Origin of the sequence: Streptomyces sp. NPDC090022, assembly GCF_044748145.1 — a bacterium.
GTDB lineage: Bacteria > Actinomycetota > Actinomycetes > Streptomycetales > Streptomycetaceae > Streptomyces.
This window is the reverse complement of record NZ_JBIVFN010000025.1, coordinates 71,549-83,844: the sequence shown is the minus strand read 5'-3', so window position 1 is coordinate 83,844 and position 12,296 is coordinate 71,549. Positions and strand designations below refer to the sequence as shown.

Sequence of the window (12,296 nt, the reverse complement as noted above, 5' to 3'; positions counted from 1 at the left end):
TGGGAAGTGGTGCGGTGCGGGGGGAGCGGCGGCGGCCGGGCTACGGGTGACGGCGTCGCGTGGTCGAGGCGTTGCCGGAAGGCCCCGGGCCCAGGGCGTCGTCGCCGCGCAGGATCGTCAGCCGCGTGCGGCGCAGCAGCCGGCTCGGAGGTACGCCGAGCTCGTCGGCGAGGCGGCGGCGGGCGACGTCGAAGACGGTCAGGGCGTCGGCCTGCCGGCCGTCGAGGTACAGCGCGCGCATCAGCGTCGCCGCCAGCTGCTCGTCCAGGGGGTGCGCCGCGGTCAGCGGGAACAGCTCGGCGATCGCGTCCGCGCCCCGGCCGAGCCGCAGTTGCCCCTCCGCCTTTCGCCGGGCGATGGCGATCCGGCGCTCGGTCAGCCTCAGCCGCTCCAGTTCGGCGAGCGGCCCGGGCACGCCGGCCAGGGGTTCGCCGCGGAACAGCGCCAGCGCCTGGGCGCACAGGCGGACCGCCTCGGCCCGCTCGCCCGCGCGCTCGGCCGCCGCGACACCGGTGACGAGTTCCTCCATGTGGGCCACGTCGACGTCGACGGCGTCGGAGACCAGCCGGTAGCCACAGCGGGCGTGCTCGATGACGGAGTCCGGGTCGTCCCCGAGGCGGAGGGCCTTGCGCAGTCGGTAGACGTAGACCGGGATCACGTTGGTGACCGGCGGTTCCATCCCCCAGACGTCGTCGAGGAGTTCCCGCCGGCTGAGCGTCCGGCCCGTGCTGAACGCCAGCGCCGCGAGCACGGCTTGCTGCCGGAGGTGCCCGAGCTCCAGGGGGCGCCCGTCCCGCGAGGCCCGCAGGGGCCCGAGCAGCGAGATCCGTACCCTCGGGCCGGCCGGCGCCGCCGGGCTCGCCGGCCGGGTGCGGGGGCCGCGGCCGGGAACGATCAGGCCGCAGTCGAAGGCGTGCACGATGGCGGCGGCCCGGTCGCGCAGACCGAGCTTCACGAGGATCCGCGCGAGGTCCGCGGCCACGACGCCCTCCGGGACGGCGAGGGCGGCGGCGATCTCGTCGTCCCGCAAGCCGCACCCGACCGCGGCGAGCACCTCGCGCTCCTGCCGCCCGAGGACGGCGGCGGTCGGGCGGTCCGTGGCGGCGGTCGTCGGCATCATGCTCCCCGGCTCCCTGCTGGTCGGTCGGGCGGGCGCCGTCGACACCGTAGGGGGCGTCGCGCAGGGGAAGGCATCCGGAACGATCCGGAGTGACACGAGCGACGACGGAGCCCCAGCCCCTTCCAGCACATGAAGTCGGGCTCCCGGCGGGGAGATCGCCCTCGGCGGAGTCCGGATGTTGGACACATGCTCGCCGCTGAGCGATCCGGCCCTCTAGGCTGGCGGGGCAGCTGGTTCGCCCCGTCCGCCAGGCGGGATGCGTCGTAAGAGGGAACCCGGTGGGAATCCGGGACTGCCCCGCAGCGGTGAGCGGGAACGACCGCCGTCATACGCACTGGGACCGGACAACGGTCCTGGGAAGCGACGGCCAGTAGGTGCCTGCCTCGGCAGAGGCCGGCGTGCCCGCGAGTCCGAAGACCTGCCCGTTGCCCGTGCGCGGAACCGTTTCCGCGTTACGGAGATCCCGGTGACCTCGTGGGCGGGTCGGCGTACACAGCGAGCGGCACGTGCGGGCATTCGTCCCGCGGCGGGGTCCGCGCGTTCTGTCGTTCCCTTCGCGTCCGCGTCCCGTTGCCGGGACGTTTCTGGACACATCTCGCGAAGGAGAGTTCCGTGACAGCGAAGCCCGCAGCCGCGGCAGCACGAGCCACCGTGTACGGCTACCCCCGCCAGGGGCAGAACCGCGAACTGAAGAAGGCCATCGAGGGCTACTGGAAGGGCCGCGTCACCGCCGACGCCCTCCGGACCACCGCCGCCGACCTGCGCCGTACAGCCTGGCAGCAGCTGGCCGAAGCCGGCATCCACGAGGTGCCGACCGGTGACTTCTCGTACTACGACCACGTCCTGGACACCAGCATCATGGTCGGCGCCGTCCCCTCCCGCCACCGCTCGGCGGTCGAGGCCGACGCCCTGGACGGCTACTTCGCGATGGCCCGCGGCACCCAGGACGTGGCGCCGCTGGAGATGACCAAGTGGTTCGACACCAACTACCACTACCTGGTCCCCGAACTCGGCCCCGACACCGTCTTCACCGCCGACTCCACCAAGCAGGTCGCCGAGCTGAAAGAAGCGCTCGCGCTCGGGCACACCGCCCGCCCGGTCCTCGTCGGCCCGGTCACCTACCTGCTGCTGGCCAAGCCCGCCCCGGGCGTGGCCGCGGACTTCGAGCCCCTGACCCTGCTGGACCGGCTGCTGCCCGTCTACACCCAGGTACTGGCCGACCTGCGGGCCGCCGGCGCCGAGTGGGTGCAGATCGACGAGCCCGCCCTGGTACAGGACCGCACCCCGGCCGAACTGAACGCCGCCGCCCGCGCCTACCGCGAGCTGGGAGCGGCCACCGACCGGCCGAAGCTGCTGGTCGCCTCCTACTTCGACCGGCTCGGCGACGCCCTCCAGGTCCTCGCGGCCGCCCCCGTCGAGGGTCTGGCCCTGGACTTCACCGACTCCGCGGCCGCGAACCTGGACGCCCTCGCCGCGGTCGGCGGGCTGCCGGGCAAGCGGCTGGTGGCGGGCGTGGTCAACGGCCGCAACATCTGGATCAACGACTACCAGAAGTCCCTGACCACGCTCGGCACCCTCCTCGGGCTGGCCGACCGGGTCGATGTCGCCGCGTCCTGCTCGCTCCTGCACGTCCCGCTGGACGCCGCCGCCGAACGCGACATCGACCCGCAGATCCGGCGCTGGCTGGCCTTCGCCCGCCAGAAGACCACCGAGATCGCCACCCTCGCCCGCGGCCTCGCCCAGGGCACCGACACCATCGCCGCCGAACTCGCCGCGAACCGCGCCGACCTGGCGTCCCGCGCGAGCTCCGCCATCACCCACGACCCCGCCGTCCGGGCCCGCACCGCCGCGATCACCGACACCGACGGCCGCCGCTCCCAGCCGTATGCCGAGCGCGCCGCGGCCCAGCGCGCCCATCTGGGTCTGCCCGTGCTGCCGACCACCACGATCGGCTCGTTCCCGCAGACCGACGAGCTGCGCGTGGCCCGCGCCGACCTGCGGGCCGGCCGGATCGACACCGCCGGCTACGAGGAGCGGATCGAGAACGAGATCCGTGAGGTGATCTCCTTCCAGGAGAAGACCGGGATCGACGTCCTCGTGCACGGCGAGCCCGAACGCAACGACATGGTCCAGTACTTCGCCGAGCAGCTGACCGGATACGTCGCCACGCAGCACGGCTGGGTCCAGTCCTACGGCACCCGGTACGTGCGCCCGCCGGTCCTGGCCGGTGACATCTCCCGCCCCGAGCCGATGACCGTGCGCTGGACCACCTACGCGCAGGCGCAGACCGCAAAGCCGGTCAAGGGCATGCTGACCGGCCCCGTCACCATGCTCGCCTGGTCCTTCGTCCGCGACGACCAGCCGCTCGGAGAGACCGCCCGGCAGGTGGCCCTCGCCCTCCGCGACGAGGTCAACGACCTGGAGGCGGCGGGGACGTCGGTCATCCAGGTGGACGAGCCGGCGCTGCGCGAGACGCTGCCGCTGCGGTCCGCCGACCACGCCGACTACCTGGCCTGGGCCACCGAGTCCTTCCGGCTCAGCACCAGCGGCGTCCGGCCGGACACCCAGATCCACACCCACATGTGCTACGCCGAGTTCGGCGACATCGTCCAGGCCATCGACGACCTCGACGCCGACGTCATCAGCCTGGAAGCCACCCGCTCCCACATGCAGGTCGCCGGTGAGCTGGCCGAGCACGGCTACCCGCGCGAGGCCGGCCCGGGCGTCTGGGACATCCACTCGCCGCGCGTCCCGAGCACCGACGAGGCCGCCGCGCTGCTGCGCAAGGGCCTGGAGGCCATCCCGGCCGAGCGGCTGTGGGTCAACCCCGACTGCGGCCTGAAGACCCGCGGCTGGCCCGAGACCCGCGCCTCCCTGGAGAACCTCGTCTCCGCCGCCCGCGCCGTCCGCGCGGAACTGGCGGCCGACAACGGCTGACGCCACGAGGGGGTGCGGCGGACACCACTCCGCCGCACCCCGCCCGTCACGCACCGCCGGGCCCCTCAGCCCGGCGCCCGCACCGCGTCCCTCAGCGGCCCCGGTCGTAGGTGTGGAATCCCCGGCCGGTCTTCCGGCCCAGCCGCCCCGCCTGCACCATCCGTGACAGCAGTGGGGGCGGGGCGTAGTGGGGATCCTTGAACTCGTCGTAGAGCGACTGCGCGATGGCGGCGACCGTGTCGAGTCCGATGAGGTCGGCCAGCTTCAGCGGTCCCATGGGGTGGGCGCAGCCGAGTTCCATGGCCGCGTCGACGTCGGCCGCGGTGGCGAAGCCCGACTCCGCCATGCGGATCGCCGAGAGCAGGTAGGGGACGAGGAGGGCGTTGACGACGAAGCCCGCCCGGTCCTGCGACCTGACCACCGTCTTGCCCAGGGTGTCACGGGCGAACGCCTCCACCGTCTCCACGGTCTGCCGGGTGGTGTGCAGCGAGGAGACGACCTCCACCAGCGGCAGGACCGGCACGGGATTGAAGAAGTGCAGGCCGACGACCCGGTCGGCCCGGCCGGTGGCCATGCCCAGCCGCATCACGGGCAGCGACGAGGTGTTGGTCGCGAGGATCGCCTCCGGGTCGGCGACGATCTTGTCGAGGGCGGCGAAGGCGGCGGTCTTGACGTCCGCGTCCTCGGTCACGGCCTCGATGACGAGCTGACGGTCGGCCAGGTCGTCCAGGTCGCCGGTGAAGACCAGCCGGGCCAGGGCGTCCTCGGCGGAGATCCGGTCGAGCTTCCCGCGCTGGACCGCGCGTTCGAGGGAGACGGCGACGCGTTCACGGGCGGCCCGCGCGGCGGTGGCGCCGGCCTCGCAGACGACGGTGCCGACTCCCGCCCGGGCGCACACCTCGGCGATACCGGCGCCCATCTGTCCGCCGCCGACGATCCCGACCCTGCGGATCCGGTCGTTCATGCGCGGGCCTCCTGCCTGCGGACCAGGTGGCGGGTGTAGGCGTCGGGGGTGAAGAAGGCGGGCAGCTCCCGTGCCAGCGCGACGCGTTCCAGGACCTCCCGGGCCTGCGTGACGAGCGCGTCGGGCTGCTCCTCCGCGAAGGACGCGCACTCCTGGGCGATCACGGCGAGCAGGTCGTCCCGGTCGACGGTCCGGTGGCGCAGCCACTGCCACAGCTGCGTCCGGGCGATCTCCGCGGTGGCCGCGTCCTCCATCAGCCCGTGCAGGGCCACGGCTCCGCGGCCGCGCAGCCAGGCGTCGAAGTAGCGCAGCGAGACGGCGACGTTGGTCCGTACCCCGTGCGGTGTGGGTGGCGCGCTGGTGCGCCGGACGGCGAGCAGGTCGGCGGCGGTGACGGCGACGTCGTCGCGGGTGCGGTCGAGCTGGTGCGGGCGGTCGCCCAGGACGCCGTCGAAGACCTCGCGGCAGACGGGGACGAGCCCGGGGTGGGCGACCCAGGAGCCGTCGAAGCCGTCCTCGGCCTCACGTTCCTTGTCGAGCCGGACCTTGGCGAAGGCGGCCGCGTCGGCTTCCGGGTCCTTGCCCGGCACCTGGGCGGCCATGCCGCCGATGGCGTGGGCTCCGCGCCGGTGGCAGGTGCGGACCAGGAGTTCGGTGTAGGCGCGCATGAAGGGCGCGGTCATGGTGACCTGGGCGCGGTCCGGGAGCTGGAAGTCGGTGCGGTGACCGAAGGTCTTGACGATGCTGAAGAGGTAGTCCCAGCGGCCGGCGTTGAGTCCGGCGCTGTGCTCGCGCAGGGCGTGGAGGATCTCCTCCATCTCGAAGGCGGCGGTGATCGTCTCGATGAGGACCGTGGCGCGCACGGTGCCGCGGGGAATGCCGAGGAGTTCCTGGGCGAGGACGAAGACGTCGTTCCAGAGCCTGGCCTCGCCCGCGTTCTCCAGCTTGGGGAGGTAGAAGTACGGCCCGTACCCGGCGTCGATCCGGGCCTGCGCGCAGTGGAAGAAGTACAGGCCGAAGTCGACGAGGGCGGCGGGGACCGGCCGGCCCTCGACCTCCAGGTGCTCTTCGAGCAGGTGCCAGCCGCGGGGCCGGACGACGATGGTCGCCAGGTTCTCGCCGAGCCGGTACCGCTTGCCCCCGGGCGTGGTGAAGTCGATGCGGCGATGACACGCGTCGAGCAGGTTGGCCTGGCCGTCGATCACGTTGTTCCAGGTGGGGGCCGTGGCGTCCTCGAAGTCCGCCATCCACACCTGCGCGCCCGAGTTGAGCGCGTTCACGGTCATACGCCGGTCCGGCGGGCCGGTGATCTCCACCCGGCGGTCGGTGAGTCCGGGCGCGGGCGGGGCCACGCGCCAGTCCGGGTCCGCCCGGACCCCGGCCGTGGCCAGGGAGAAGTCCAGCGGCGAGCCCGAGACGAGCCGGTCCCGGCGGCGGCGGCGCTCCTTGAGGATGTCCTCGCGGCGGTCGGCGAAGGCCGCGTCGAGCCGGCCGATGAAGTCGAGCGCCTCGGGGGTGAGGATCTCGTCGTGGCGGTCGCCCGCCGGCGCGAGGACCCGGACCCGGTGCGTGGTGGCGGTGGTGGACATGCGGTCTCCTGACGGGGGTGGGCGGGAGCCGGACGGAGACGGTCGTCCGGCTCCCGCTGGTCACGGGCCTTCGACCGTGGACGGGTCGAGGGGGCGGGGTCGCCTCAGTGGAACTGCTCCTCCTCCGTGGAGCCGGACAGCGCGGTGGTGGAGGAGGCCGGGTTGACGGCGGTGGAGACCAGGTCGAAGTAGCCGGTGCCGACCTCGCGCTGGTGCTTGACGGCGGTGAAGCCGTGCTTCTGGGCGGCGAACTCGCGCTCCTGGAGGTCGACGTACGCGGTCATGCCGTGCTCGGCGTAGCCGCGGGCGAGGTCGAACATGCCGTGGTTGAGGGAGTGGAAGCCGGCCAGCGTGATGAACTGGAACTTGTATCCCATGGCGCCCAGTTCGCGCTGGAACTTGGCGATCTGGTCGTCGTCCAGGGCCGCCTTCCAGTTGAAGGAGGGCGAGCAGTTGTAGGCGAGCATCCGGTCCGGGTACTGCGCGTGGATCGCCTCGGCGAACTCGCGGGCCTGGGCCAGGTCCGGGGTGCCGGTCTCCACCCAGATCAGGTCCGCGTACGGGGCGTACGCCAGGCCGCGGGCGATGACGGGGGCCATGCCGTTCTGCACCCGGTAGAAGCCCTCGGCGGTCCGCTCGCCGGTCGTGAACCGCGCGTCGCGCTCGTCGACGTCGCTGGTGAGCAGGCTGGCGGCGAGGGCGTCCGTACGGGCGATGATCAGGGTCGGGGTGTCCGCGATGTCGGCGGCGAGGCGGGCCGCGTTCAGGGTGCGGATGTGCTGCGAGGTCGGGACGAGGACCTTGCCGCCGAGGTGGCCGCACTTCTTCTCCGAGGCGAGCTGGTCCTCGTAGTGGATGCCCGCCGCGCCGGCCGCGATCATCGCCTTGGTCAGCTCGAAGGCGTTCAGCGGACCGCCGAAGCCGGCCTCGGCGTCGGCGACGATCGGGGCCAGCCAGTCGGTGGTGTCGTGGCCGCCCTCGGCGGTGGCGATCTGGTCGGCGCGCAGCAGCGCGTTGTTGATCCGGCGCACGACCTGCGGGACCGAGTTGACCGGGTACAGGGACTGGTCGGGGTAGGTGTGGCCGGCCTGGTTGGCGTCGGCGGCCACCTGCCAGCCGGAGAGGTAGATCGCCTGGAGCCCGGCCCGCACCTGCTGGACGGCCTGGCCGCCGGTCAGCGCGCCGAGCGCGTGGACGTAGTCGAGTTCGTGGAGCCGGCGCCACAGCCGCTCGGCGCCGCGCCGGGCCAGGGTGTGCTCCTCGCGGATGCTGCCGGAGAGCCGGACCACGTCCTCGGCCCCGTAGGTGCGCTCGATCCCGGCCCAGCGGGGGTCCGTCGCCCACCGCTCGGCGAGGTCCGCCGCCGCTGCCGCCGTGTTCGTGTCTGCCATGACCGTCACCGTCTCCATGAGTCGCTTGTTCTGCCAACACGCTCGTTCCGCACGACGCGGTGCTGGCACTGTGTGCCTTGCTATGAGGGTGCGGCTGCCGGACCACCTGGGGGTGGAACGGGCAACGGTGCAGGACAGTCGAGCCGGAACTGCCGGGATCTCCGACGTCAGGGCGTGAATCGTGCCCGGATGTCCGCCTCGACCGCCGGGGTCCGGCGAGCCGCAGGACTGACTCTGGCAGCGGCACGCAGTGCCATCAATGAGGGACGTCTGCCAACTTCTGCGAATCTTCCGACCCGGTTCTGCCAAGCTTGCGAAGGTTGGCGACGGCATGATCGCGCGTACCCTGGAGCGGCCGGAGCGAGGCCGAAGGGGGCCGGGTGAGCAAGACGTACGCGGGAGCGCGGCTGCGGAGGCTGCGCGAGGAGCGGCGGATGAGCCAGGCCGAGCTGGCCCGGGTCCTGGGGATCTCGCCCAGCTACCTCAACCAGATGGAGCACGACTCGCGCCCGCTCACCGTCCCGGTGCTGCTCCGGCTGACCGAGGCCTTCGGCGTCGACCCCGGCTTCTTCTCGGAGCGCGACACCAGCCGGCTCGTCGCCGACCTGCGCGAGGCGCTCGCCGGAGAGGTCGCCGAGGCCCGGGTGTCCCCCGCCGACCTCGCCGAGCTCGCCTCCCGCATGCCCGCCGTCGCCGCCGTCCTCCTCGACCTCGGCCGGCGCAGCCAGCTGCTCGCCGAGCGGCTCGCCGATGCGGCCGACGGCAGGGACGGCGGCGCCCCGGACGCGCCCCGCTCACCCCACGAGGAGATCCGCGAGTTCTTCTACCGCCGGCAGAACTACCTCCACGACACCGATCTGGCCGCCGAGCAGCTGGCCCGCGACATCGGGATCCGCCCGGGGGACGTGCGGCGCGCCCTCACCCGAAGGCTCGCCGAACGCCACCGGGTACGGCTCGCGCCGGACTCGGAGGACCGGCTGCACCACTACGACGGCGCGAGCCGGGTCCTGCACCTGTCGAACCGGCTCCGGCCGGGCCAGCAGGCGTTCCGGATGGCCACCCAGCTCGCGCTGCTGGAGTACCGGGCGGAACTGGACCGGCTGGCCGCCGAGGACTTCCCGCAGGACTCCCCCGCCCACGCCCTGGCCCGGATCGGCATCGCGAACTACTTCGCCGCCGCGCTGATCCTGCCGTACGGGGCCTTCCACACGGCCGCCGAGGAGTTCCGCTACGACATCGAACGGCTCACCGACCACTTCGGGCTCGGCTACGAGACCGTCTGCCACCGCCTCAGCACCCTGCAACGCCCCAGGCTGCGCGGGGTTCCCTTCTCCTTCGTACGCGTCGACCGGGCCGGCAACATGTCCAAGCGGCAGTCCGCCACCGGATTCCATTTCTCCCGCGCCGGCGGCACCTGCCCGCTGTGGAACGTCTACGAGGCCTTCGCCTCCCCCGGCCGCATCCACGTCCAGGTCGCCGCCATGCCCGACGGGCAGCGCTACCTGTGGACCGCGCGCGCCGTCACCCGGCACCGGGGCGGCTGGGGCGAGCCCGGCAAGACCTTCGCCATCGGCCTCGGCTGCGAGATCCGGCACGCCTCCCGGCTCGTCTACTCCGACGGCCTCGACCTCGGCAACACCGGGGCCGACACCCCGATCGGCATGGGCTGCCGGCTCTGCGAGCGTCTCGACTGCCCCCAGCGCGCCGTCCCGCCCCTGGGCCGGCCCCTGGCCGTCGACGAGAACAGCAGCACCTTCGTCCCCTATCCGGTCAGCGGGAGCTGACCGGACGTCACCGACGCGCTCCGCGCCCGGCGCAGGGGGATCCCGAGCGATTTTTGCGTCTCCCGGGAACTCGGGACGTCCCCCGTCCGACTACTGCCGCGTGGGCGACGGGCGGACCTCCTCTCGCGCCCCTGCCGTTACGTGAGGATCGAGGTGGGTGGAATGGGCGGGCTGGACGTACGGATGCGCCAGGTGGCCTGCCGGCACGGCCGGGTCGAGGCGGTCGCCGACGTGGATCTGGAGATCGCGGCCGGCGAGCGCGTGGCGCTGACCGGGACCAACGGTTCGGGCAAGACCACGCTCCTGCGTGCCGTGCTGGGTCTGCACCGGCAGGTGTCGGGGTCGATCACGGTCGGCGGGCGGGGCACCGGGTCACCGGCGGAGTGGGCCTGGCGGCGCAGGGCGTGCGCCTGGATCCCGCAGAAGCCCGCGGCGGGCCGGTTCCCACTGCTGGGATCCGAACTGCTGGCCAGCAGCACGGCCCCGACGGACGCCGTCGAGGCGGCGGACCGGCTCGGTGTCGCGCAGTTCACCGATCGCCCCCTGCACACCCTCTCGGGCGGCCAGTTGCAGCGCATGTACCTGGCCCGGGCCATCGGCTGCGTCGCCGCCGGGGCACAGGTGCTGCTGGCGGACGAGCCGACGGCCGCCCTCGACTTCGACGGGCAGGCGGACGCCACGGACGTCCTCACCTCCCTGCCGGTGACCCTGGTCGTGGTGACGCACGACCGGAACCTGGCCGAGCGCTGCGACCGCGTCCTGGAGATGGCGGCGGGCCGGCTGCGGGAGGTGCGGTGACCCTCGCCACCGCCGACCTCGGCGCCCTCCTCCAGCTCGTCCCCGTGCAGCGGGCCGGGATCGCCCTGCTGCTCGCGGCGGTCGGGCTGCCCGTGATCGGGGTGGTCATCGTCGGGCTCGACATCATGCCGGTCCGGTTCGCGATGATGCACGTCGCGTTGCTGGGCATCGCGGTCGGCCTGCTGACCGGGCTCGACCCCATGCTGTGCGCACTGGTCGCGTGCGCCCTCGCCGGCGCGGGTGTGGCTCCCCTCGCCCGCACCCCGGACGGCCTGTCCGGCGCGATGGGGCTGCTGATGAGCCTGGCGATCGCCGCGGCCCTGCTGCTCATGGCGGTGTCGGGGGTCAACGCCTCCGGTGCGTTCGCGCTGCTGTGGGGGTCGATCCTGTCGGTGGGCACGCCGGACCTGATCGTGCTCGGTGTGCTCGCCGTCCTCGTACCGGGCCTGTTCTGGTGGCGGCGTCGCGAGATCGGTCTGCTGCTCTACGACCGTGAGCTCGCCCAGTGCTCGGGCGTGCCGGTGCGGGCGCTGACCGCCGCCCTGCTCGTCCTGGTGGCGATCGCGGTCGCCGGGGCGATCAAACTGACCGGCGCGCTGCTGGTCGACGCCCTGACCCTGCTGCCCGCGCTCGCGGCGCGCCGCCTGGGCGGCTGCTTGAGGTCGATCACGCTGTGGGCCATCGGCATCGGCGTCGTCGTCAACCTGACGGGGTTCCTCCTGGCCCTGTGGCTGGACTGGCCACCCGGCCCGGTCCTCGTCCTGACCGCGGGGGCCGTCGTCCTCGCCGTACATTTCATACCCGAACGGAGAATCAGCCCATGGCGCGCACCCGCGTCCGTATCCCTGCCCTCGTCGCACTGAGCGCGGCGCTCCTCCTGACCACGGCGTGCGGCAGCGACATCGCTGCCGACCCGGCACCGGCCAAGAGCGGCGGCGAGGCGAAGAGCGAGGCGAAGAGCGAGGCGAAGAGCGAGGCGAAGAAGGACAAGCCCGTGGTGGTCGTCACCACCACCTGGGAGGGCGCCTTCGCCAAGGCCGCCGGCGCCGAGGACGTCAAGGTCATCGTCCCGCAGTCCGTCCACCACGCCCCCGACTACGACCCCAAGCCCTCCGACCTCGCCGCCGTGGCCAAGGCGGACTTCGTGCTCTACGCGCCCTTCGAGCCGTACGCGGCGAAGATCAAGGACGCCGCGGGCTCGAAGGCGAAGCTGGTGGAGGTCAACCTCGACAACGACCCCGACAAGGTGAAGGCCGAGGTCGACAAGCTGGGCCGGCTCTTCGGCACGGCGGACGCCGCCACCCGGTGGAAGACGGGCTTCGACACCGAGTACGCGCAGCTGAACAAGGACGTCCAGGGCGCCTGGCCCGGCGGCAAGAGCCCCTCCGTCGTCAGCCAGGTCTTCACCGCCTGGGCCGCGAAGCTCGCGGGCGCCACCCAGGTGGGCACGTACGGGCCCGAGGCCGTGACCCCGGCCCAGCTCGCCGAACTCTCCGCGAAGAAGCCCGCCTTCGTCCTGGACAACGCCCACATGTCCACCGGCACGGTCCTGCCCGACTCCGGCGCCGAGCAGGTCAAGATCGTCAACTACCCCGGTACGGACCTCGACCTGCTGCCGGTCTACCGCAACGCGGCGGCCGAGCTGAAGAAGGCCATGACCCCGTAACCCTCTTTCCGTACCTCTTCCGCCCCGGGGCGGGGCCACCCGCCCCG

The 12,296-nt window shown here is 73.0% G+C and carries 9 protein-coding genes and 1 riboswitch; of the genes, 5 read left to right on the top strand and 4 right to left on the bottom strand.

Annotated features, from left to right (window positions below; translation table 11 throughout):
• Positions 1-40: 40 nt before the first annotated feature.
• Positions 41-1,117 carry a BTAD domain-containing putative transcriptional regulator gene (locus ACIPXB_RS30785; protein ID WP_401455156.1) on the bottom strand — a complete coding sequence of 359 codons (1,077 nt, stop codon included), beginning with the start codon at positions 1,115-1,117 and terminating at the stop codon, positions 41-43.
• 267 nt (positions 1,118-1,384) lie between these two features.
• Positions 1,385-1,540: riboswitch (cobalamin riboswitch) on the top strand.
• A 192-nt stretch (positions 1,541-1,732) separates the two neighbouring features.
• On the opposite strand from ACIPXB_RS30785, the gene metE reads away from it, so the two are divergent.
• Positions 1,733-4,057, top strand: a complete 2,325-nt coding sequence (gene metE, locus ACIPXB_RS30780) for a 5-methyltetrahydropteroyltriglutamate--homocysteine S-methyltransferase (protein ID WP_401455125.1) — start codon at positions 1,733-1,735, stop codon at positions 4,055-4,057.
• Positions 4,058-4,148: 91 nt separating this feature from the next.
• Here the strand turns inward: metE and ACIPXB_RS30775 are convergent, their stop codons facing one another.
• From ACIPXB_RS30775 to aceA, 3 genes are all read right to left on the bottom strand, one after another.
• A complete protein-coding gene (locus ACIPXB_RS30775; protein ID WP_401455124.1) occupies positions 4,149-5,021 on the bottom strand; it encodes a 3-hydroxybutyryl-CoA dehydrogenase in 873 nt (290 codons plus the stop codon).
• The gene (gene aceB, locus ACIPXB_RS30770; RefSeq protein ID WP_401455121.1) at positions 5,018-6,610 is read right to left on the bottom strand and encodes a malate synthase A; all 1,593 of its coding nucleotides are present in this window, start codon (positions 6,608-6,610) and stop codon (positions 5,018-5,020) included. Before aceB ends, ACIPXB_RS30775 begins: the two co-directional genes overlap by 4 nt.
• A 104-nt stretch (positions 6,611-6,714) precedes the next feature.
• Positions 6,715-8,001, bottom strand: a complete 1,287-nt coding sequence (gene aceA, locus ACIPXB_RS30765; RefSeq protein WP_401455120.1) for an isocitrate lyase — start codon at positions 7,999-8,001, stop codon at positions 6,715-6,717.
• Between the two features lie 380 nt (positions 8,002-8,381).
• On the opposite strand from aceA, the gene ACIPXB_RS30760 reads away from it, so the two are divergent.
• From ACIPXB_RS30760 to ACIPXB_RS30745, 4 genes are all read left to right on the top strand, one after another.
• The gene (locus ACIPXB_RS30760) at positions 8,382-9,785 is read left to right on the top strand and encodes a short-chain fatty acyl-CoA regulator family protein (protein ID WP_401455118.1); all 1,404 of its coding nucleotides are present in this window, start codon (positions 8,382-8,384) and stop codon (positions 9,783-9,785) included.
• Between the two features lie 162 nt (positions 9,786-9,947).
• The gene (locus tag ACIPXB_RS30755) at positions 9,948-10,583 is read left to right on the top strand and encodes a metal ABC transporter ATP-binding protein (protein ID WP_401455116.1); all 636 of its coding nucleotides are present in this window, start codon (positions 9,948-9,950) and stop codon (positions 10,581-10,583) included.
• Positions 10,580-11,446, top strand: coding sequence for a metal ABC transporter permease (locus ACIPXB_RS30750; RefSeq protein ID WP_401455114.1), 867 nt, complete (start codon positions 10,580-10,582; stop codon positions 11,444-11,446). The genes ACIPXB_RS30755 and ACIPXB_RS30750 overlap by 4 nt, the downstream gene beginning before the upstream one ends.
• Positions 11,404-12,249, top strand: a complete 846-nt coding sequence (locus ACIPXB_RS30745) for a metal ABC transporter solute-binding protein, Zn/Mn family (protein WP_401455112.1) — start codon at positions 11,404-11,406, stop codon at positions 12,247-12,249. Before ACIPXB_RS30750 ends, ACIPXB_RS30745 begins: the two co-directional genes overlap by 43 nt.
• Positions 12,250-12,296: the final 47 nt, after the last annotated feature.